23 protein-coding genes (1 of these 23 only partly in view) are annotated in these 19,798 nt (G+C 68.1%); 5 read left to right on the top strand and 18 right to left on the bottom strand.

The window, feature by feature from the left end; genetic code table 11:
• Positions 1-102 precede the first annotated feature (102 nt).
• Positions 103-933 (bottom strand): transporter substrate-binding domain-containing protein, encoded by an 831-nt coding sequence (locus ACWPN8_RS26965; protein ID WP_247873312.1) that lies wholly within the window; start codon positions 931-933, stop codon positions 103-105.
• A 65-nt stretch (positions 934-998) separates the two neighbouring features.
• Positions 999-1,757, bottom strand: coding sequence for a histidine utilization transcriptional repressor HutC (gene hutC, locus ACWPN8_RS26960; protein WP_247873313.1), 759 nt, complete (start codon positions 1,755-1,757; stop codon positions 999-1,001).
• A 282-nt stretch (positions 1,758-2,039) separates the two neighbouring features.
• On the opposite strand from hutC, the gene ACWPN8_RS26955 reads away from it, so the two are divergent.
• Genes ACWPN8_RS26955 through ACWPN8_RS26945 form a run of 3 tightly spaced genes read left to right on the top strand, consistent with a single transcriptional unit; the run spans position 2,040 to position 5,696 of the window.
• A complete protein-coding gene (locus ACWPN8_RS26955) occupies positions 2,040-3,365 on the top strand; it encodes a paraquat-inducible protein A (RefSeq protein WP_492242986.1) in 1,326 nt (441 codons plus the stop codon).
• Positions 3,358-5,076, top strand: a complete 1,719-nt coding sequence (locus ACWPN8_RS26950) for a PqiB family protein (protein WP_492242985.1) — start codon at positions 3,358-3,360, stop codon at positions 5,074-5,076. The genes ACWPN8_RS26955 and ACWPN8_RS26950 overlap by 8 nt, the downstream gene beginning before the upstream one ends.
• Before the next feature lie 29 nt (positions 5,077-5,105).
• Positions 5,106-5,696 (top strand): PqiC family protein, encoded by a 591-nt coding sequence (locus ACWPN8_RS26945; RefSeq protein ID WP_247873315.1) that lies wholly within the window; start codon positions 5,106-5,108, stop codon positions 5,694-5,696.
• On the opposite strand, the gene ACWPN8_RS26940 is transcribed toward ACWPN8_RS26945, so the two are convergent.
• The 6 genes from ACWPN8_RS26940 to osmF form a co-directional block, all read right to left on the bottom strand.
• Positions 5,693-6,573 (bottom strand): IS5 family transposase gene (locus ACWPN8_RS26940; protein WP_492241211.1). Its coding sequence is split into 2 segments (ribosomal slippage): positions 5,693-6,196 and positions 6,199-6,573, totalling 879 coding nucleotides; the frame shifts between segments, so codons are not numbered across the junction. The two genes, ACWPN8_RS26945 and ACWPN8_RS26940, sit on opposite strands and share 4 nt — an antisense overlap.
• Before the next feature lie 76 nt (positions 6,574-6,649).
• Positions 6,650-7,189, bottom strand: a complete 540-nt coding sequence (locus ACWPN8_RS26935) for a hypothetical protein (protein ID WP_492242984.1) — start codon at positions 7,187-7,189, stop codon at positions 6,650-6,652.
• A gap of 94 nt (positions 7,190-7,283) precedes the next feature.
• Positions 7,284-8,042 carry an ABC transporter permease gene (locus ACWPN8_RS26930; RefSeq protein WP_247873316.1) on the bottom strand — a complete coding sequence of 253 codons (759 nt, stop codon included), beginning with the start codon at positions 8,040-8,042 and terminating at the stop codon, positions 7,284-7,286.
• Positions 8,039-9,013: an ABC transporter ATP-binding protein gene (locus ACWPN8_RS26925; protein WP_492242983.1), complete on the bottom strand. Its 975-nt coding sequence runs from the start codon at positions 9,011-9,013 to the stop codon at positions 8,039-8,041. Before ACWPN8_RS26925 ends, ACWPN8_RS26930 begins: the two co-directional genes overlap by 4 nt.
• Positions 9,010-10,194, bottom strand: a complete 1,185-nt coding sequence (locus ACWPN8_RS26920) for an ABC transporter permease (protein WP_492242982.1) — start codon at positions 10,192-10,194, stop codon at positions 9,010-9,012. The genes ACWPN8_RS26925 and ACWPN8_RS26920 overlap by 4 nt, the downstream gene beginning before the upstream one ends.
• A gap of 9 nt (positions 10,195-10,203) precedes the next feature.
• Positions 10,204-10,941, bottom strand: a complete 738-nt coding sequence (osmF, locus tag ACWPN8_RS26915) for a glycine betaine ABC transporter substrate-binding protein OsmF (RefSeq protein ID WP_492242981.1) — start codon at positions 10,939-10,941, stop codon at positions 10,204-10,206.
• A gap of 373 nt (positions 10,942-11,314) precedes the next feature.
• On the opposite strand from osmF, the gene ACWPN8_RS26910 reads away from it, so the two are divergent.
• Positions 11,315-11,491: a hypothetical protein gene (locus ACWPN8_RS26910; protein WP_492242980.1), complete on the top strand. Its 177-nt coding sequence runs from the start codon at positions 11,315-11,317 to the stop codon at positions 11,489-11,491.
• Positions 11,492-11,549: 58 nt separating this feature from the next.
• Here the strand turns inward: ACWPN8_RS26910 and pqqE are convergent, their stop codons facing one another.
• The 10 genes from pqqE to ACWPN8_RS26860 form a co-directional block, all read right to left on the bottom strand.
• Entirely contained in the window at positions 11,550-12,668 is a 1,119-nt protein-coding gene (gene pqqE, locus ACWPN8_RS26905; protein WP_492242979.1) for a pyrroloquinoline quinone biosynthesis protein PqqE, read from the bottom strand.
• Positions 12,669-12,705: 37 nt separating this feature from the next.
• Positions 12,706-13,002 (bottom strand): pyrroloquinoline quinone biosynthesis peptide chaperone PqqD, encoded by a 297-nt coding sequence (gene pqqD, locus ACWPN8_RS26900; protein WP_492242978.1) that lies wholly within the window; start codon positions 13,000-13,002, stop codon positions 12,706-12,708.
• On the bottom strand, positions 12,999-13,775 hold the full coding sequence (gene pqqC / locus ACWPN8_RS26895; protein WP_492242977.1) for a pyrroloquinoline-quinone synthase PqqC: 777 nt from the start codon (positions 13,773-13,775) through the stop codon (positions 12,999-13,001). The genes pqqD and pqqC overlap by 4 nt, the downstream gene beginning before the upstream one ends.
• Positions 13,772-14,704, bottom strand: a complete 933-nt coding sequence (gene pqqB, locus ACWPN8_RS26890) for a pyrroloquinoline quinone biosynthesis protein PqqB (RefSeq protein ID WP_492242976.1) — start codon at positions 14,702-14,704, stop codon at positions 13,772-13,774. The genes pqqC and pqqB overlap by 4 nt, the downstream gene beginning before the upstream one ends.
• Positions 14,705-14,817: 113 nt before the next feature.
• Positions 14,818-14,898: a pyrroloquinoline quinone precursor peptide PqqA gene (gene pqqA / locus ACWPN8_RS26885; protein WP_014249839.1), complete on the bottom strand. Its 81-nt coding sequence runs from the start codon at positions 14,896-14,898 to the stop codon at positions 14,818-14,820.
• Positions 14,899-15,034: 136 nt separating this feature from the next.
• Positions 15,035-15,661 (bottom strand): rhodanese-like domain-containing protein, encoded by a 627-nt coding sequence (locus tag ACWPN8_RS26880; RefSeq protein ID WP_492242975.1) that lies wholly within the window; start codon positions 15,659-15,661, stop codon positions 15,035-15,037.
• Positions 15,658-16,308, bottom strand: coding sequence for a response regulator transcription factor (locus ACWPN8_RS26875; RefSeq protein ID WP_109048675.1), 651 nt, complete (start codon positions 16,306-16,308; stop codon positions 15,658-15,660). The genes ACWPN8_RS26880 and ACWPN8_RS26875 overlap by 4 nt, the downstream gene beginning before the upstream one ends.
• A 172-nt stretch (positions 16,309-16,480) precedes the next feature.
• Entirely contained in the window at positions 16,481-16,942 is a 462-nt protein-coding gene (pedF, locus tag ACWPN8_RS26870) for a cytochrome c-550 PedF (RefSeq protein WP_492242974.1), read from the bottom strand.
• 238 nt (positions 16,943-17,180) lie between these two features.
• Positions 17,181-18,098, bottom strand: a complete 918-nt coding sequence (locus ACWPN8_RS26865) for an SIS domain-containing protein (protein ID WP_492242973.1) — start codon at positions 18,096-18,098, stop codon at positions 17,181-17,183.
• Positions 18,095-18,304: a hypothetical protein gene (locus ACWPN8_RS26860; protein ID WP_492242972.1), complete on the bottom strand. Its 210-nt coding sequence runs from the start codon at positions 18,302-18,304 to the stop codon at positions 18,095-18,097. Before ACWPN8_RS26860 ends, ACWPN8_RS26865 begins: the two co-directional genes overlap by 4 nt.
• Before the next feature lie 29 nt (positions 18,305-18,333).
• Here ACWPN8_RS26860 and edd point away from each other — a divergent pair, with 29 nt between their 5' ends.
• Positions 18,334-19,798 carry the 5' portion of a phosphogluconate dehydratase gene (gene edd / locus ACWPN8_RS26855; RefSeq protein ID WP_492242971.1) on the top strand. 374 nt of this gene lie beyond the right edge of the window, so only the first 1,465 of its 1,839 coding nucleotides appear in the window; its start codon is at positions 18,334-18,336; the stop codon falls past the right edge of the window.

Below are 19,798 nucleotides of genomic sequence, written 5' to 3'. Positions count from 1 at the left end.
CTTCGTCGGCGGTGCCGGAGCCTGTTTCCCTCTCCCCGCCTCCGGCGGAGCCTTGGAGCCGCCAGTCGTGGTGGCGGGAGAGAGGGAATAGGCAGGTTTGCCTTAGAGCTGCGGTTCCGGAACGGTGGTCGGCAGCTCCTGCGAGACGCCGAACCACTTCTTCTGGATGGCGGCCATGCGGCCGTCCTTCTGGATCTTGACCAGGGCGGCGTTGACCGCCTCGATCAGGCTCTTGTCGTCGTCGCTGGGACGGCCGACCCAGGAGAAGTAGGAGGGCTTGCCGAAGGGCGGCAGGACGACGGCGAAGGTCTCCTTGCGCTGGGCGGCGGCGAAGTTCAGGTTCGGCAGCGAGTTGACCGAGGCGTCGACGCGGCCGGCGGCCAGATCGGCGTAGGACTGGTTGCTGTCGACATATTCACGAACGTCCGGCGGGGTCGGCAGCGTCTGGCCGAACTCCTTCACCTGGGCCAGCTGCGAGGTGCCCTTGCCGCCGCCGACCTTCTTGCCGGCGATGTCTTCCGGCTTGTTGATGGTCTTGTCGTCGGCGCGCTTCATCAGGGCAGCGGTCGCTTCCGAAATCGGAACGGTGAAGGAATAGCGCTTCATGCGCTCCTTCGTGATGGTGACCGGGGCGATGACCAGATCGAACTTCTTGGCTTCCAGACCCGGCAGCACGCTGGTCCAGGGCAGGTCCATGTACTTGGCCTTGACGCCCAGCTCCTTCGCCACCTCGTCGAACAGGTCCTTGTCGACGCCCTTGTACTCGTTGTTCTCAAGGAAATCGAAGGGCGGGAACTGCATCTCGGTGGCGACGGTGAAGACGCCCGCCTTCTTCACGTCGGCCAGCGTGTCGGCCATCGCCGTCCCGGCGGCGGCACCGGTGACCAGCAGGGTGGCGCCCAGCAGTGCCGTCTTGAACATCGTCCGAACCATAGCCTTGCTCTCCATCATGAAGTCACCCCTGTTGCGGCCGGCGCCTGTCACCGGTCCTTTTGTGTTTACAAATTCAACTCGGTCGCGCTGTCGGTGATCGACGATCCGCTGAGGCTGAAGCGGTCTCCGACCGAGAGAAAGTGAACCAGCGTCACCGGCCTGCTGAGATGCATGGTCTGCCGCCGGATCGACAGGCAGGCCGCACCGGCTTCCACCCCCAGCAAGGCCGCCATCTCCGCCGTCGCGTTGACCGCGCGCACGGTGTGGTCGGCCGATGACCAGGGAACCCGGTCGACCAGCCATCGGCTGGGTGCCACGACATCGAAGGATTCGTCAACCACCTCCGGCACGACGTCGAGATTGACCAGCCGGCGTTCGTGCTGGATCGGCGTACCGTCGCTGAAATGCAGGCATTCCAGCGTCAGGATCGGCGTTCCGTCGGGCAGGTCGGGCCAGCGGATGCCCTCGCCGTTGCGAAAAATCTTGCGGTCGCGGATGCGGAATTCGTAGACACGCCCATCCCGCGCCACCACGTCGCCGATGTCCTCGATGGGCAGGGCGAATCGGTCGCGGCGGCTGGTGGCGACGAAGGTTCCGGCACGGCGGCGGCGGACCAGGAAGCCCTCCCGCGCCAGCAGGGCAATGGCCTTGTGTACGGTCTGGCGGGAAACGCCGTAGAGGCTGGACAATTCAGCCTCGTTGGGAAGGCGCTGGCCCGCCTGCCAGCGTCCCCGCAGGATCTGCCCGGCGACCGCGCGCTTGATCTGGTCGAACAGGGGGCCGCGGCCGTCGAGGGTGCTGTCAGGCGTCAGGCCGGCTTGCAACGGATGGTCCGGCGGGGACGCCGGTCCGTTACCGCGGTTCTGTCCGGTCAGGCCTTGCCGTGCCAACCCCTGCACCCCGCTCTCCGCGCCGCGTTGCGATGTGACGTTTCGGCGATAATGTATGTACATAATCTTTCGGTCAATCGTGAATTCCCGAACGTGACACAACCCATGTTGCAATGCGGCGGAATTCCGCCTATCCGCTTCGCAGGGGCTTGCGCCAACGCTAATAAAAGCCAATTGGAGGGCGGGTTTCGTCGGCTGGAAGGTTTGCGTGCGTGCATGTCGGTTGGAACGGGCAAGGAAGGGTTGAGGGTGCCGGCGGCGGAGAGTCGTGACGATCTCGTCGCCTGTCCCGACTGCGGCCGCCTGCACCGCGTCCGCCTGCCGACGCCGGGGCGCCGGGCCGAATGCACGCGCTGCGGCGCGGTGCTGTTCCGGAATGGGCGCGGCGGCGTCCGTCACGCGCTGCCCATGGCGGTCGCCAGCGCCCTGATGCTGATGCTCATCGCCGCCAACCCGCTGATGGGCGTGAACATCCAGGGCAACGACCGCACAAGCCTTGTCACCACCGGGGTCGAGATCCTGGCCGACCAGGGCATGTGGCCGCTGTCGCTGCTGGTCGGTGTGCTGGTGTTGGCCGCCCCCTTCGCCCGCATCATGGCGGTGATCGCCGTGCTGCAGCGGCTGCATGACGGTCGCCCTCCCGCCCACGTGCGGGAGACGGCGCGGCTGTTCGCCTGGGCCGAGAAGCTGCGGCCCTGGGCGATGCTGGACGTCTTCCTGCTCGGGCTGCTGGTCGGCTATTCGCGGCTGAAGGGCTTCGCCAACGCGGAGTTCCTGGCCGGCGGGCTGGCGCTGGGCGGTTTCGTGCTGGCCGGCACGCTGATGGACCTGGCGCTCGACAGCCGCCGGGTCTGGCAGGCAATCGACCATGTACCGCCCGGCGATGCGCCGGCGCCCAGGCGCTGGGTCGCCTGCACCGTCTGCCAGCGGGTCCATGGCTGCGACCATGGGCCGGCACCGGACCGCTGCACCCGCTGCCACAGCCGCCTGCACCCGCGTGAGCCGAACAGCCTGGAGCGGACCGCGGCGCTGGTGTCCGCCGGCGCCGTGCTCTACATCCCGGCCAACCTGCTGCCGGTGATGACCGTCGTCAATTTCGGCCAAGGGGCCCCCAGCACGATCCTCAGTGGCGTGCATGAGCTGGCGGAGGCCGGGCTGTGGCCGCTGGCCCTGCTGGTCTTCGTTGCCAGCGTCGCCGTGCCGGTGCTGAAGCTGGCGGGGCTCGGCTGGTTCCTCCTGGCCGCGTGGCGGCGTTCGGCCGCCAGGCTGCACGCCCGGACGCGGCTGTACCGCATCATCGACGCCATCGGGCGCTGGTCCAACATCGACGTGTTCATGATCGCCATCCTCACGGCACTGGTGCAGTTCGGCGCCGTCGCCTCCGTCCGCGCCGATCCCGGCGCCATCGCCTTCGCCGGCGTGGTCGTGCTGACCATGATCGCAAGCCACATCTTCGACCCGCGGGTGATGTGGGACCGCGCGGAAGAGGGAGCGCCCGATGCGGCGCAGAACGAACAGGCTGGAATGACGCGGCATGGCTGACGAGATCCGAGACAACGACCGGCCGGCCTCCCATTCGCCGGAAAGCCACCCGTCTGGCGGCCATCCGCCTGCCGATCATCCGCCCGAGGTCGCGACACCGCCGCGCCGGCGGCTGTCGCCCCTGTGGCTGCTGCCGCTGGTGGCGGCGCTGATCGCCGGCTGGCTCGGCTGGCGCTGGTTCGAGGAGCGCGGGCCGCAGATCGTCATCACCTTCCAGTCCGGCGACGGGCTGGAGGCCGGGCGGACCCGCATCAAGCACAAGAACGTCGATCTGGGCGTGATCGAATCGGTGCGGCTGTCCGATGACCTGTCCCAGGTGATCGCCACGGCGCGGATGGACCGCGCCGCCGCCCGCCACCTGAAGGACGGCACCCGCTTCTGGGTGGTGGCGCCGCGCCTCGGCCTCGGCGGTGTGTCGGGGCTCAGCACCGTGGTGTCCGGCACCTATGTGGAAATGGAGCCCGGCGGCGGCGATGACCGGCGGGAGTTCGACGCGCTGGACGAGCCGCCGGTGGTCCGCGCCGACGTGCCGGGCCGCAGCTTCAACCTGAAGACCGAGCAGCTGGGGTCGCTGGCCCAGGGGTCTCCCGTCTATTTCCGCGGTGTCCAGGTGGGCGAGGTGATGGGCTACAACCTGTCGCCGCAGGACCGCAGCGTGTCGGTGGCGATCTTTGTCCGTGCGCCCTATGAGGGGCTGGTGCATGAGGGAAGCCGCTTCTGGCGGTCGTCGGGCATCCAGTTCTCAGCCGGGGCCGACGGCATCAAGTTTCAGACGGAATCGCTGAAGTCGCTGGCGCTGGGCGGCGTGGTGCTGGAAACCCCGGCGGATCCCGAGGCCGGAGCCCAGGCGCTGGATTGGGCCAGCTTCACGCTTTACGAGGATCAGGCGTCCGCCGCCGCCGCCCGCGACCGGCTGCGTGTGCGCTATCGACTGGAGTTCCCCGGTTCGGTCCAGGGACTGCAGGCCGGCGCCCCGGTGCTGATGCGCGGGCTGACGGTGGGCCATGTCGCCGCCGTACGGCTGGTGTATGACGAGGCCAAGGAGGAACTGCACATCCCCGTCGACATCGATTTTGAACCCGATCTGGTCGCTCGCACCTATGCGGTGATCGACGGCAAGCCGATGGACGAGGCGGCGGTGCGCAAGCTGGTCGCCATGCAGGTGGAGAAGGGTCTGCGGGCCCGGTTGGCCTCGGGCAACCTGATCACCGGGCAGAAGCTGGTCTCCTTCGACTACGCTCCCGGCCTGCCGCCCTCGCCGGGATCGGAGCGGTCGGAGCTGCCGACGGTGGCCTCCAGCGACCTCGATGCGATCATGGCCTCGGCCGGGGTGGTGATGGAGAAGGTTTCCGCACTGCCGCTGGACGGGCTGATCGCCGACCTGCGCGGCACCTTGCAGTCGGTTGGCGGCCTCGCTGGTTCGCCGGACCTCGCGCGGTCGCTGGCCGCACTCGCCAAGGCGCTGGGTAGCGCCGATGCGCTGATGCGCGACACCAACCGGCAACTGCCGCAACTGCTGACGAGCCTACGAGGGGTGGCGACCGCGGCGGAAGGTACACTGAAGAATGCCAGCGGGCTGCTGGGCGGTGGGAGTGGACAGGCCGACCTGCCGGGCGTGATGCGGCAGTTGAACGACGCCGCGCGGTCCTTCCGCGTGCTGGCAGACTATCTGGAACGCCATCCGGAAGCGCTGCTGCAAGGCAAGAAATAATGGGATGGGGAGCAGAGGGGATGAAGGTGATGTGCGGATTCCGGAATGCTGCGCTGGCGCTGCCGCTTTTCGTGCTGGCAGCCTGCCAGTCGACGCCGGACAGCCGGCTCTACACGCTGGCGGTGATCCCGCCGGCCGGTACGGCGCAGCCGGCAGCGACAATGCCCCGGACCCTGGCCTTGGGCTCGCTCGACCTGCCGATGCTGATCGACCGGCCGCAGATCGTCCGCCGCATCGACGGCAACCGGGTGGAGGCTCTGGAGTATGACCGCTGGGCGGAGCCGCTGGCCGACGGCCTGCGCTCCACCCTCGCCGGCGACCTTGCGGCTCGGCTGCCGGGCACGACGATGCTTCCGGTGGCCGGCAGTACGGTGGCAGAGAACACTCCGGTGCTGGCCGTCACTGTGCTGCGCTTCGACGCCGACGCCTCGGGGCGCGTGGTTCTGGATGCGCAATGGACCCTGTCGCCCGGCAGCGGCGCCGGCGGGCGCAAGATCGGGCCGACGCGCGAGACGGTGGAGGTGCCGGAGGCGGGTGCCGATCCCGATGCGCAGGTGCGTAAGATGAGCCAGGCGGTCGCGACCCTGGCGGATCGTATCGCCGCGGGCTTGCGGCGTTAGGTCCTGTCTGACGGCCTACTGACGCGCAGGCATCGCTGGATCATGGCGAGCCTGATGAAGGTCATGTAGTTGACGGCAAGCTTGTCATGTCGCGTGGCAACGGATCGGCATCCTTTGAGCCATCCGATGCCACGCTCGACGACGTTTCGTCGCCGGTATGCCTCCCGATCGAACCGAGGCGGCCTGCCGCGGTGGGTTCGCCTGCGTTCGTCCTTGCGCATGGCAATGACCGGTTCGATGTGGCGGCGTCGCAGGTACTGACGAAAGCGATTGGCGCTGTAGCCCTTGTCGCCAGCCAGCTTTCGAGGCTTGGTGCGTCGGCGCCCTCGGCGGGTGGGCAAGCTGACCGCCTCCAAGGCGGCGACGGCGAAGGAGATTTCCTGAAGCTGACCTGCGCTCAGCACGGCGGCCAGCGGCAGGCCGTTGCCATCGGTCACCAAATGGATTTTGGTCCCGAAGCCCCCGCGGGAGCGGCCGAGTGCGTGGTCGGCCGGCTCGTCCGAGCCCCCCTTTTTCCGCCCCCAGCCGCCGAGCGACTGGCCCGGATGCTGGTGCCGTCGATGCACCAGAGGTCCACATCGATCCGACCATCCGCATCAAGCTGCAAGCGCAGCCGGTCGAGGATCCGCTCGAACAGCCCGTCGCAACGCCATCGCACAAAGCGTTCGTAGATCGTCTGCCAGGGGCCGTAGCGTTCGGGAATGTCCCGCCATTGGGCGCCGGTGTTCAGCTTCCACATCAGCCCATCAACCACTTGACGGTGATCCCGCCACACACCGCCACCTCGCGGATTCGACCGCGGCATCAAATCCGCGATCCGATCCCACTGCGCATCGCTCAGTTCGTAGCGTCGCAGCCCTGTCGCATCGTAAGCCATCAAACTGACCTTGGGCTCTAAACCACAACGTCAATAGGCTCGTCAGACAGGACCTAGGCAGGCGCGCGGCTCCTCCTCAATGCAGCAGGGTGGCGCCGCGGTCGGCGGTGGGGCGCGGCCTGTCCATATGACCGGTGGTCGGCCGGCCTGGCATATGCGACGTCTTCGCAGGGTCAGGCAGCGTCAGGCCGGCGCGGGCGAGGGCCGCGGCCAGGACGCACAGCGGCGCCATCGCCATGCGCACGGCGGTCAGCGACAGCCAGTCGTTCATCAGCACCCCGGCCTCGCCATGCAGCCCTTGCTGGGCCAACCGCACCATGTCGAGCAGCAACGCCTCGTCGGTGCCCAAGGCCGGGCAGGGCGGGCGATGGAGGTCGAGCGGGCGGGTGGTGGCGGCGAGCACGATGCGCATCAGCGTGTCGAACGCCACCGCCGCATCGTTCGACAGCCCGGCCGCGGTCATTCCATCCTGCCAATGAGGATGCTGCCGCTCCGGTTCGCGCAGAGGCTCCGCCCACAGCCGCAGCACCGAGATGACCAGCATCTCTGCGCTGCACAGATCCTGGAAGCGTTCCCGGAACGGGGCGGCGCGGCGATGGGACTGCATGCTGGACATGGCGGACTCCGCTTGGGGGATGGGTCAGCGGAGAGTAGGACGCCGAAATTGCGAATGCAAGTCATTCGCAAAAATGACTGGGTCCGGTCCAGCTTCAGCGTTGCGACCAGCGGGTCAGCCAGCCGGCGAGCCGGTCGAAGCCGGCATCGATCACCACGGCGAGTGCGGCGACGATCAGCGCCCCCTGGATGACATAGGCCTGGTTGGACCCGTTCAGCCCTACGATGATCGGCAGCCCCAAGGTCTTGGCGCCGACGGTGGAGGCGATGGCGGCGGTGCCGACATTGATGATGACGGCGGTGCGGATGCCGGCCAGGATCACCGGGGCGGCCAACGGCAGCTCGACGCGGAACAGCATCTCCGCCGGTCCCATGCCGAGGCCGCGGGCCGAGTCCAGCACCGGGGCCGGGACGCCGTCCAACCCGGCGACCGTGTTCTCCACCACCGGCAGCAGGGCATAGAGCGTCAGGGCGATCAGCGCCGGTTCGGGGCCGAATCCCATCACCGGAACCGCCAGCGCCAGCACCGCCACCGGCGGGAAGGTCTGGCCCATGGTGGCGACGGTTTCCAGAAGTCCACGGAATTCCCGCCCCCACGGACGGGTGACGGCAATGCCGGCGCCGCCGCCCAGCAGGATCGCGGCGAGGCTGGAGACGCCGACCAGCGCCATGTGGTCGAGCGTCAGGCTGACAAAGCTCTCCGCCTCGTACAGTGGCCGGTCCAGGCGGGGAAACAGCGTCGCGAACAGCGGCTTCAGCGACGGCATGCCCAGCACCAGCGCCACCAGCACCACCAGACCCAGCATCAGCCGGTCGGTCAGGAAATCCCGTGGGGCCATGCCGACGCCGGTCATGCCGTTCCACTGGCGGCTGGGCCGCCGGAGACCGTTCCGGCGGAGGTGGGGCGGACGAGGTCGGACAGATGCAGCACGCCGGCCGGCCGGCCGTCGCCGTCCACCACCGGCAGCCGTTCGGTGCCGCGGACGACCATCTCGGACAGGGCGCGGTGCAGCGGCGTCCCGGCGGCCAGCGGCTCGCCGGTCACGCTCTCCTGCCGACGGGCGCGGTCGCCGACGGTTTCCACCGCCAGCCGCTTCAGCCCCCATTCCTCGCGCCCGACAAGGTCGCGCACCAGCGGGCTGGCCGGACGCGTCAGGATGTCCAGCGGGGGGGCGCACTGGATCAGCCTGCCATGGTCCATCACCGCGATGCTGTCGCCAAGCCGCAGAGCCTCATCCATGTCGTGGGTAACGAAGACGACGGTGGTGCCGGTGCGGCGGTGGATGGCCGACAGTTCCGTTTGCAGGCTGGCGCGGGTGATCGGGTCGAGCGCGCTGAACGGTTCGTCCATCAGCAGGATGCGCGGTTCTGCTGCCAGGGCGCGGGCAACGCCGACGCGCTGCTGCTGTCCGCCGGACAACTGGTGCGGATAGGCGCCGCGATAACGGCGGGGATCGAGGTTCAGCAATTCCAGCAGTTCCGTCACCCGGTCGCGGATGCGCGCCCTGGGCCAGCCGAGTAGGCCTGGCACAGTGGCGATGTTGCGTTCCACCGTCCAATGCGGAAACAGACCGACCGACTGGATGACGTAGCCCATGCGCCGGCGCAGCTCCTCCGGCTTCAAGGACGCGATGTCCACGCCGTCGATGCGGATGGCGCCCTCGTCGGCGGGGATCAGCCGGTTGATCATCCGCAGCACCGTCGATTTGCCGGAGCCGGACGGCCCGATCAGCACGCGGAACTCCCCCTCCGCCACGGTGAAGGACACGGCATCCACCGCTGTCCAGGAGCCGAAGCGCTTGGTCACGCGCTCAAAGTCGATCATGGCGCACTCCTTCCCGGCAGGACGCCGATGCTGTGTGTGGCGGCGGCAATGCCGATGGAAAGCAGGGCGTCGGCCGCCACCGCCAGCAGGATGACGGGAACGGCGCCCAGCAGCACAAGGTCCAGCGCGTTGGCGAAAAGCCCTTGGAACATGATGGCGCCCAGCCCTCCTGCCCCGATCAGCGCCGCCACCGCCGCCAGCCCGACCGCCTGGACGACGGTGATGCGCAGTCCCGACAGGAAAACCGGCAGAGCCAGCGGCAGGTCGACGCGCAGGAAGATCTGGCGCGGCGTCAGCCCCATGCCCCGGGCGGCTTCCCGCACCGGGGCGGGAACGCCGTCCAGCCCGACCGCGGTGTTGCGGACGATGGGCAGCAGCGAATAGAACGTCAGCGCGATCACCGCCGGCAGCGGTCCGACCCCGCTGATCCCCGACCCCGGCAGCATCGCGCCCAGCGCCGCCAGCGGTGCCATCAGCAGGCCGAACAGGGCGATGGACGGCACGGTCTGCACCACATTCAGCACCGGAAACACCGCGCGTCCGACCGCCTGCACCCGGTGGGCGGCGACGCCGAGAGGAATGCCGATCAGCAGGGTCGGGACCAGCGCCGCCGCCACCAGCATGGCGTGGCGCAGCACGGCGTCGGCGAAAATCTCGCGGCGGTTGGCGTATTCCTTGAGGATCGACAGCGCGTCGAGATGGCCGGACGCCAGTTGCAGCGCCACCAGTGCGGCGACCGCCCCGCCGACCGCCATCCGGCCGATGGCGCCCAGTCCCAGCCGGCGCGCCGCGTCGATGGCGGTCAGCAGGCCCGCCGCCGCCATCACCCAGAAGCCGGAGGCGAAGGAGGTCCGCGCCGCTGCGGACGCTCCCTGAGCCAGTGCCGCCGCCTGCGCGCCCGCCAGCCAGACCAGCCCGGCGGTGAACAGTCCTCCCGCCACGACGGTCAGGCCGAGCCCGGTACGGGTGGGCCGCAGGAACGGCGTCGCCAGCAGCGCCAGCCCCGGCAGCAGGGCTATCGCTCCGTCAAACCCCTGCGCCGCCGCCCACAGCGGCACCGGCCGTCCCGACAGCAGACGGTTGGGGGCGAAGCCGAGAAAGGGCAAGGCCACGGCGGCGACCGCCGCGGCCAGCACCATAAGCAGGGCGACGCGGTTGTGCAGGAGAAGCCGGCTGGTCACGTCGCCGGCTTACTTCAGGAAGCCCTTGGACTTCAGGTAGTCGGTGGCGACCTGCTTCTGGTCCTGGCCGTCCACCGAGATCTTGGCGTTCAGCCCGCGCAGGGTCTCGGCATCGAGGCTGGCGAACACCGGGTTCAGGAGATCGGCGATCTTCGGGTTGGCGGTCAGCACGGCGGCGCGGACGGTCGGTGCCGGTTCATACACCATCTGCGCGCCCTTGGTATCGGCCAGCACGACGAGGTCGAGCGCCGCGATGGCGCCATCGGTGCCGTAGACCATCGCGGTGTTGACGCCGGACGTCTGTTCGGCCGCCGCGCGGATGGTGGCCGCGGTGTCGCCGCCGGCCAGGATCAGCATCTGGTCGGGCTTCAGCGCGAATCCGTAGGTCTGCTGGAAGGAGGGCAGGGCGGCCGGGCTCTCCACGAACTCGGCCGACGCGGCGACCTTGGCCTTGCCGCCACTGCCGACCCACTTGGCGAAATCCTCCATGGTCTTCAGCTTGTTGGCATCGGCCACGTCGCGACGCACGGCCAGCGCCCAGGTGTTGTTGGCCGGGGCCGGCTTCAGCCAAACGATGCTGTTCTTCTCCTGGTCGAGCTGCCGGACCTTGTCATAGCCGGCACCTGCATTCTTCCAGACCGGGTCGCTGTCGACGTTGAAGAAGAAGGCACCGTTGCCGGTGTATTCGGGATAGATGTCGATCTCGCCGGACAGCAGGGCACCGCGCACGATCTTGGTCGGGCCCAACTGGATCTCTGTTTTCCGTCGGGATGCCGCCCGCCTGCAAGACCTGCAGGATCATGGTGCCGAGCAGGCCGCTTTCGGCATCGAGCTTGGAGCCGACGCGGACCGCATCCGCCGCCTGTGCCGACCCGGCGGCGAGGCCCAATGCCAGAACCGCCGCACCCATGAAGGCGCGGCTCTTGTTGAAGATCGTGAACACCCCGGAACCTCCCCCTGAAAGCATTGGGAAAAGGATGGGTGACGGCTGCGCTTACGGCAAGCCGCGCTTTCCGTCTGTCCTGTCCCGGATATGAGTTTTCGCCTATTTCCCCGAGGAACTTCCCATCCGGCGAAGCTGTTGACCGGGAAACCCCAACAGCCCAATCAGGAGGATCCGATGTCCCAGGGCGACAAGGGCAAGTACACCGACAAGCAGAAGCGCAAAGCCGAGCACATCGAAGAAAGTTACGAGAAGCGCGGCGTGTCCAAAGATGAGGCGGAAAGCCGCGCTTGGGCGACCGTCAACAAGCAGGATGGCGGCGGCAAGAAGGGCGGGTCGGGGCACGACAAGTGAGGAGGGTGGACAGATAGGGGGAGATCGCGGCCGATACTCCCCCCGACATAAAACTCTTCTACAGTCCCCGATAGGTCCATTCCGTTCCCAACGCCGCGGCGTCGCGGTCGCGCAGCACGGCGACCTCCGCATGGGCCGGCGACAGTTCGCAAACCGGGTCGGCCGCATCGGCGCTGCCCGCCAGCGCCAGGGCCTGACAGCGGCAGCCGCCCCAATCCTCCTCCTTGTGGTCGCAGGACTGGCAGGGCTCCGGCATCCAGTCGGTGCCGCGGTAGCGCGCAAAGGCCGGGCCGTCCCGCCAGATGTCGGACAGGCTGCGGTCATGCACCGTCTCGAACGTCATCCCCGGAATCGTCTCCGCCGCATGGCAGGGCAGAACCCGCCCGCGCGGGGTGACGTTCATGAAACGGCGCGCCCAGCCGCCCATGCAGCTCTTCGGCCGGCGGGCATAATAATCCGGCACGACGTAATCGACCACGATCCGCCCGGCCAGTTCGGGCAGCCGGGCGCGCACCGCCGCGTCCATCGCCAGCAACTGCTCGCGCGACGGCATCAGGGCTGCGCGGTTGGCGAGCGCCCAGCCGTAATACTGCACGTTGGCGATTTCGATCCGTCCGGCGCCGAGATCCATCGCCAGATCGATGACATCATTCACCCGGTCGATGTTGTGGCGGTGCAGGACCGCGTTGATGGTCAGCGCCATCCCCTGCCGGACCACCGCCCGTGCCACCTCCAGCTTCTTCACGTGGCCGCCCTTGAAGCCGCCGACGCGGTCGGCGCCGGTCGCCTCGGCATCCTGAAGGCTGATCTGCACATGCTGGAGCCCGGCGCGCTGCAACCGCTCCAGCCGCGGCTGATCGAGCAGCACGGCCGAGGTGATGAGGTTGCTGTAGAGCCCGATCTCTGTCGCGTGGGCGACCAGCTCCTCCAGATCCTTGCGGACGCAGGGTTCCCCGCCGGAGAAATGCACCTGGAGCGCACCGGCATCCGCCGCCTCGTCGAGCACGCGCTTCCAGGTGGCGGTGTCCAGTTCCGCGCTGGCGAACTCGAGCGCCACCGGGTTGGAGCAGTAGGGGCAGCGCAGCGGGCAGCGGTGCGTCAGCTCCATCAGCACGGCGAAGGGCGGGGCCGGTTCGGCGGCCGAGGATGCCGCGAAGGCGGGCAGGGCGCAGCTCATTGGACACACCTCCTGGAGACACACCTCCCGGGGCATCTCATGTGACGACATAACCCTTGTTGCGCAGGTCGGTCAGCATCTCCAGCACGTCGGCGGCGACCTCCGTGCGCGGCGCGTCGTATTCCACGGTCAGCCGGTCGATGCCGGCGGCCACGTCGGCGACCTCTCTACCGACGCAGGCGCGCACCACCGCCAGCGCCATTTCGTCCAGCACCAGAAGCCGCTCCGGTCCCATCAGCATCCACTGGCCGCGGCGGCGGTCGTTGCGCAGCATGACGCCGGGGGCCAGCCGCAGCCGGTCGGTCTCGGCAATGTTGGGAGCGATGGCGTTCACCGGCTGTACCGTGTCGGTTCCATGTCCGCCGGCACGAAGGCGCCGGGCGGGATCAGGTTCGGGGTGACATAGGCATGGTGCAGGGCATCCAACTGCGCCCACAGCAGCTCGGTCTTGAAGCGCAGGGCGCGCAGGCATTGCAGCTGCTGTTCCGCCGTATGGGCATTGGTCAGCACATAGTCCAGACCGAACTCCACGTCGCGCGGCGCCTCGTCCAGCCGCTTGCGGAAATAGGACAGGGTGCTGTCGTTGGCGAAGGCGTAGTTGCGCTCGAACCCGGCGATGCGTTCACGGTGGATCGACGGTGCGAACAGCTCGGTTAGCGAGGATGCCACCGCCTCCAGCAGCGAATGGTCGCGCACGAAGTTGACATAGGCATCCACGGCGAAGCGGGTGGCGGGCAGGAGCCCCTCCAGCGACTTCACATATTCGCGGTCCAGCCCCAGCCCGTCGGTCAGTCGCAGCCAGCGTTCGATGCCGCCGACCTTGGTCTCGTCCAGCCCGCCGGTCTGGGTCAGCCCGTCATGGTCCAGCACGCGCTGCAACCAGGCACGGCGCAGCACCGGGTCGTCCATGCGCGACATGATAGTCAGATCCTTGCGCGGGATCGACACCTGATAATAGAAGCGGTTCAGCGCCCAGGCCTGGATTTGTCCCTTCTGCAGCTTGCCGCCGTGCAGCAGCTGATGGAATGGGTGGAGGTCGTGATACTGCCGCTCGCCGATGGCATAGAGCGCGGCGCGGAACTCCTCGCGGGACATCAGCTCAGTCATAGGGTCAGCTCCAGCCCGTCATTGGCGATGCGCCAGCCGGCCGCCTCGGCCTCCGCCCGTTCGGGCGAATCCTCAAGCAGGGCGGGGTTCGTGTTGTTGATGTGGATGTAGATCTTGCGGCCGACGTTCAGCGGCGCGAAGGCGGCCATGCTGCCGGCCGGTCCCGACATCGGCATATGGCCCATGCGTGCCGCCGTCTTCACCCCGGTGCCGCTGCGGACCATCTCGTCGTCGGTCCAGGTGGTGCCGTCGAACAGCACGAGCGGCGCCCCGTGCAGCCGGTCGGCTAGCCAGCCCGGCATGCCGGCGCAGCCGGGGATATAGAAGAAGCCGTCGCTGGACCCGTCGCTGGAGCGGATGCGCAGCGCTACTGTGTCCTCGGCGACGGAGCCGAAGCCGGGTCCGGCCGACGCGTCCTCCAGATAGAGCGCCACCTTGCCCGGCACCGCGAACGCCTCGACCTCCAGCCCCAGCGGCCGACCGTCGGCGCCGGCGGGCTGGAAGGGCTCGCCCAGCGCCATCGGTCGACGGGCGACCAGCTCGGGATTCAACACGTTGAATACGCTGTTGCTGGCCAGCACGCCATGGACGCGCGGTGTGGCATAGACGGCGAAGGGATGGGATTCGCGCAGGGTCAGCAGGCCGGCGACATGGTCGATGTCGGCATTGGTCAGCAGCGCCGCACTGATCGGATTGCCGCGCAGGCCATTTTGGGGATGAAGCTGCGTGTTGGCGAGCAGTTGCGCGCCGAGGTCGGGCGAGGCGTTCAGCAGCAGCCAGCGTTCGCCGTCGGCGGTCACCGCCAGCGACGATTGGGTGCGAGGCTTGGCCGCCGGATCGCCGGAACGGGCACGGCGGCAACCCTCGCAGGCGCAGTTCCATTGCGGGAAGCCCCCGCCGGCTGCCGAACCGAGTACGAGAATCTTCATGGCCACCGTCTTGAGCGCGTCTTGGGCGCGGTCCTTGAGAAAAAGGCCCTGAGGGAAGGCAGGTCCGGGGAAGAGCTGTCACGCCGTGCTTCCCCGGCCCCGCCTCGTCCGGCTTAGAGGCCGGCGCAGGCGTAGGCGTTGATCTCGGTGCCGACGGCGATTTCGGTGGTCTTCGGTTTGCGCCAGGTCTTCATCGCGTGATACTCCTGCTTGCTGACTGTTGCTTACCAGGATGGTTGGCAAGATGAAGAATAGCGGTCCGGGGCGGAGGGCCGCCATGCTACCATGGTGTAATCCGCCACCTCCTTCGATGCCGACCCGCCCCCGAAATCAGGGAGTGGATGTGGCGGGAGGGGGCAGTGGATGCGCCTCCTCCGTCGGCAGACCGGCCTCCATCCAGCCGTCGATGCCCGTCGGGTACCAATGGACACGGGCATAGCCAAGTAACACCGCCCGCTTGGCCGCGTTCCATGACATCCAGCAATCGGACAGGCAGTAGAACAAAAGATCGCGCGAGCGGTCGCCGCCGGTCAGCCGGTCCAACTGGGACTCGAACCATGCCAGCGTCGCCGGATCGGGCGACCCCACCCCCACATTGGGCAGCCAGACGCTGCCGGGAATTTGCCGGTAGGGCTTCGATTGCAGCCAGGGGCCGCCGGGCAGCGTGCTGCGCTCCAGGCGCTGGACGAAGATCGGGATGAGGCGCCCTTGCGACAGCAGCGCCTGCACCGCAGGCGTGTCGACCGTTTCCGCCCCGACGACCCCGTCCGGCGTGGGCGAGCGGTAATCGGACAGGCGGTAGCCGTCCGGCTGTGGAATACCGGCGGCCAGGGTGGGGGTGGTGAAGGCGAGGGTGAGGGTGAGGGTGAGGAGAAGAGCGGCGGCCGCTGGGAGGTTGGATCCCCAGCCGGTCGTCCTCGCCGGGCGGGGTGGGGGTAAGCGCCTACAGGCCCTCACCGCCGGTCGGCCAGCACACGGTTGGCGATCACCACCGCCTGGGTGCGGCTGTAGACCTTCAGCTTTTGCAGGATCGCCGAGACATGGGCCTTCACCGTCGTCTCGGTGATGCTGAGGTCGAAGGCGATCTCCTTGTTCAGCTTGCCGGTGCCCAGAAGTTCCAGCACCCGCAGTTGCTGCGCGGTCAAGGTGGAGATACGCCGCGCGATCTCAGCCGTCTCGGCATCCTCGGCCTCGTCGGCGGTCGCCTCGTCCGCGGCTTGGGGAGGAACGTAAAGCTCGCCGTTCAGGACTTGGCGCAGGGCGGCGGCGATGGCGTCGCGCGGGGTCGATTTGGGAATGAAACCGGCGGCCCCGCTCTCCATCGCCTCGCGCACCCAGCGGCGTTCCTCATGGGCGGAGACGACGACGACCGGTGTCGCCGGAAAGCGCTGGCGCAATGTGCGCAGCCCACCCAGGCCGTTCATGCCTGGCATGTTGACGTCGAGCAGCACCAGATCGAGGTCGCCGCGCTCCTCCAGCGCCTGCATGACGCTGTCGAGCCGGTCCGCCTCCATCACGTCGGTGGCCTGGCAGGAATAGAGCACCGCGCTGCGCAGGGCGTCGCGCACCATCGGATGGTCATCGGCAATCAGGATCCGGGTCATGGCCTGCGGTTCCCTGCACAGCGGCAGACAAGATGAAGACTGGGACAGCATCCCGCCTCCATTGTGTCAGAGCGAAATGGACGGGCGCAACAACGCGAACGACCCGAATTGTTTTGTGCGCGAACATGTCGCACCGCCATCGGATGTACTCCCCTTCGGTTGGAGCGGGCCGTCACTCTTCGTGCACGGTTTCCAGCCAGGAGCGGATCGACCACAGCGCCTCCTGCCCCAGGGCGTCGCCGAACTTCGGCATGTAGGTCACGCCGTTGCGGATCGAGCCGTTGGTGACGCGCTCCTTGAACCATTCGTCGCCGCCATCGCCCTTCTCCAGGTAGCGCAGGTCGGGGGCGATGCCGCCGGACACCGCACCCAGTCCATGGCAGCGCGCGCAGTTCTGGTTGAAGGCCGAGGCACCGATCTCGATGGCGCGCGGGTTGCCGCGGTAGGGATTGCTGTCCTGCCATGTCTCGCCCAGCTTCTCCAGTCCGGTGGTGTCCACCGGCTGCGGGACAACGTCGCCATGGGCGAGAGCCGGGCCGCACAGCGCCGCCGTCAACAGCCCGGCCAGTGCAAGCGTGGCGAAGGAGGCAAGGCGGGGGAGCCGGTCGGGCGGCGTGGCAGGGATCTGGGTCATCTCTTGCGTCCTCTTCCTGCATCCGTCTTTGGGCTCCCGCATTGTGCCGTGCCGCAGATTCCGTGTTTTGCGGAAGTGCTTGACGGTTGCGAGGCCGGATTGCGGCCAAGGATAGCAATCGTTCGTTCGCTAAATTATTCGACGATGGTACAAGACCCGCCGGCAAGGTCGGAATCGCGCCGTGGCAACTTGGTCTATGGTCGGATGACGCAAAGGGCAGGCTGCCGGGAACCCGCTGTCAGGTCAGCGGCGGCAGCCGCCCGGCGTTGATCGCCGCCTTCACCTTCGCCAGTTGCCGCACCGCCGGATCGCCCAGCCGCAGCGCCACCCCTGTCGACAACACATCGATCAGCGTCAGATGCACCAGTCGCGAGGCCATCGGCGTGTACATCTCGGTGTCCTCCACCGGCCGGCTGGCGATGACGACGCTCGCCATCGCGGCCAGAGGCGACCGTGGTGCTGTGATCGCCACCACTGCGGTGCCCTGCGACCGCGCCGCCGCCGCCAGCTCGTTGATCGTCCCGCTGCGCCCGGTGTTGGACAGCGCCAACAGCACCCCGCCGGCCGTCATGTTGACCAGCAGCATGCGCGCCAGCACCGGATCGGCGCAGGGCTGGGCGTCGGCACCGAAGCGCAGCAGCTTGTGCGCGGCGTCCTGAGCCAGCGCGCTCGACCCGCCGGTGCCGACGCACAGCACGCGCGACGCACCCGCAAGAAGAGCGATAGCGTGCCCCAGCGCCTCATCGTCCAGCGTGGACGATGCCGCGGTCAAAGCCGCCGCGCTCGATGAAAAAATTTTTCGCGCCAGTGTTCCAACATCGTCGTCCGGCGCGACATCCTTGCTGACATAGGGGGTGCCGCCGCGCACCTCGTCGCGCAACGCATCGCGTGCCTGGGATTCGGCAAGCCGCAGCTTGAAGTCAGGGAAGCCGGCACAGCCGACGCTGCGGCAAAAACGCACCACCGTCGCCTCGCTGACCTCCGCCGCCTGCGCCAGCGACGTGACGTTCAGGTCGAGCACCCGCCGCGGATCGGCCAGCACCAGATCGGCGATCTGCCCTTCCGACCGTTTCAGCTCGCTTCGCAACCGCCGGATCTGATCGAGTATATCCAATGGTGCAGGAAGGGCGGCTGTGCTGTTGACCGGGGATGTCATGGCGTAAAGTTACTTCCCTGAAGAGCCGATTCCGCGAGGCGCCGGCCGCTGATCGTCGCGAAAGCGGCGGCGTCCGAAGCGGCGCTGCCGTCACTATGAAGATTTTTGCCGTAGATGGCGAGAAATCCAGCCAAGCCATCCCATTTATGAAAAAATTTTTCTTCACACCCCGTCTTCCCAGGCGTATGGTCCGTTCCGGAAATCATCGCCTCCCACAAACGGTCGAGACGCGATCATGAGCAAGCCCGTTCCCCTGAATTCTGTCGTCGCCCGCGTGACGGAGCGCATCGCGGAGCGCAGCCGCGACCGCCGTGCCGCCTATCTGGCGCGGCTGGAAAGCGCCGGTGGAAAGCCGCGTCGCCATCGCCTGGGCTGCGCCAACCTCGCCCACGCCTTCGCGGCCTGCGGTGCGAACGACAAAGCGGCTCTGCGCGGCGAGGCACAGCCGTCGATCGGCATCGTCACCGCTTACAACGACATGCTTTCCGCCCATCAGCCCTACGAGCGCTATCCCGCGATGATCCGCGAGTCGGTGCGGGCGGCCGGCGGCGTGGCGCAGGTTGCCGGCGGCGTGCCCGCCATGTGCGACGGCGTCACCCAGGGTTACGAAGGCATGGAACTGTCGCTGTTCAGCCGCGACGTGATCGCGCTGGCGACAGGCGTCGCCCTTTCCCACGCGACCTTCGACGGCGTCCTGTGCCTGGGCATCTGCGACAAGATCGTCCCCGGTCTGGTGATCGGTTCGCTCGCCTTCGGCCATCTGCCGACGATCTTCGTCCCCGCCGGCCCGATGCCGTCGGGCCTGTCGAATGCCGACAAGGCCAAGGCGCGCCAGCTCTATGCCCAGGGCAAGGTCGGTCGCGAGGAGTTGCTGGAGGCGGAGTCCCAATCCTACCACGCGCCCGGCACCTGCACCTTCTACGGCACCGCCAACACCAACCAGATGCTGATGGAGATCATGGGCCTGCACCTGCCGGGCGCCAGCTTCGTCAACCCCAACACGCCGCTGCGCGACGCGCTGACCGATGCCGCCGCCCGCCGGGTGGTGGCGATGACCGCCCCCGGCGCCGGCACCCCCATCGGCCGCATCGTCGATGAGCGCGCGTTGGTGAACGGCATCGTCGGGCTGCTGGCCACCGGCGGTTCGACCAACCACACCCTGCACATCCCGGCCATCGCCGCCGCTGCCGGCATCGAGCTGAACTGGGAGGATTTCTCGGAGCTTTCGGCGGTCGTCCCGCTGCTGGCCCGCGTCTATCCCAACGGCAGCGCCGACGTGAACCGCTTCCATCAGGCCGGCGGCATGCCCTTCGTCATCGGCCAGTTGATTGACGCCGGGCTCCTCCACACCGACATCTCCACCATCCATGGCGACGGTGGGCTGGAGCCGTACCGCAGCATGCCCGGGCTGGACGAAGGCGGTGCCCTGACCTGGACCAGGGCTGCCACCGACCAGAGCGGCGACCCGCCGGTCGTCGCCACCACCGCGGCGCCCTTCGCCGCCGAAGGGGGCTTGCGCGTTCTGACCGGCAACCTCGGCCGCGGCGTCATCAAGACCTCGGCGGTCAAGCCGGAACATCGCCTGGTCGAGGCTCCGGCCCGCGTCTTCGACAGCCAGGAGGCCGTCCAGGCCGCTTTCCGCGCTGGCGAACTCGACCGTGATGTGATCGTCGTCGTCCGCTACCAGGGCCCCGGTGCCA

It is taken from the genome of Azospirillum sp. UENF 112521, assembly GCF_058780665.1.
The sequence above is the reverse complement of the archived record's forward strand: the minus strand, read 5'-3'. Positions and strand labels throughout refer to the sequence as shown.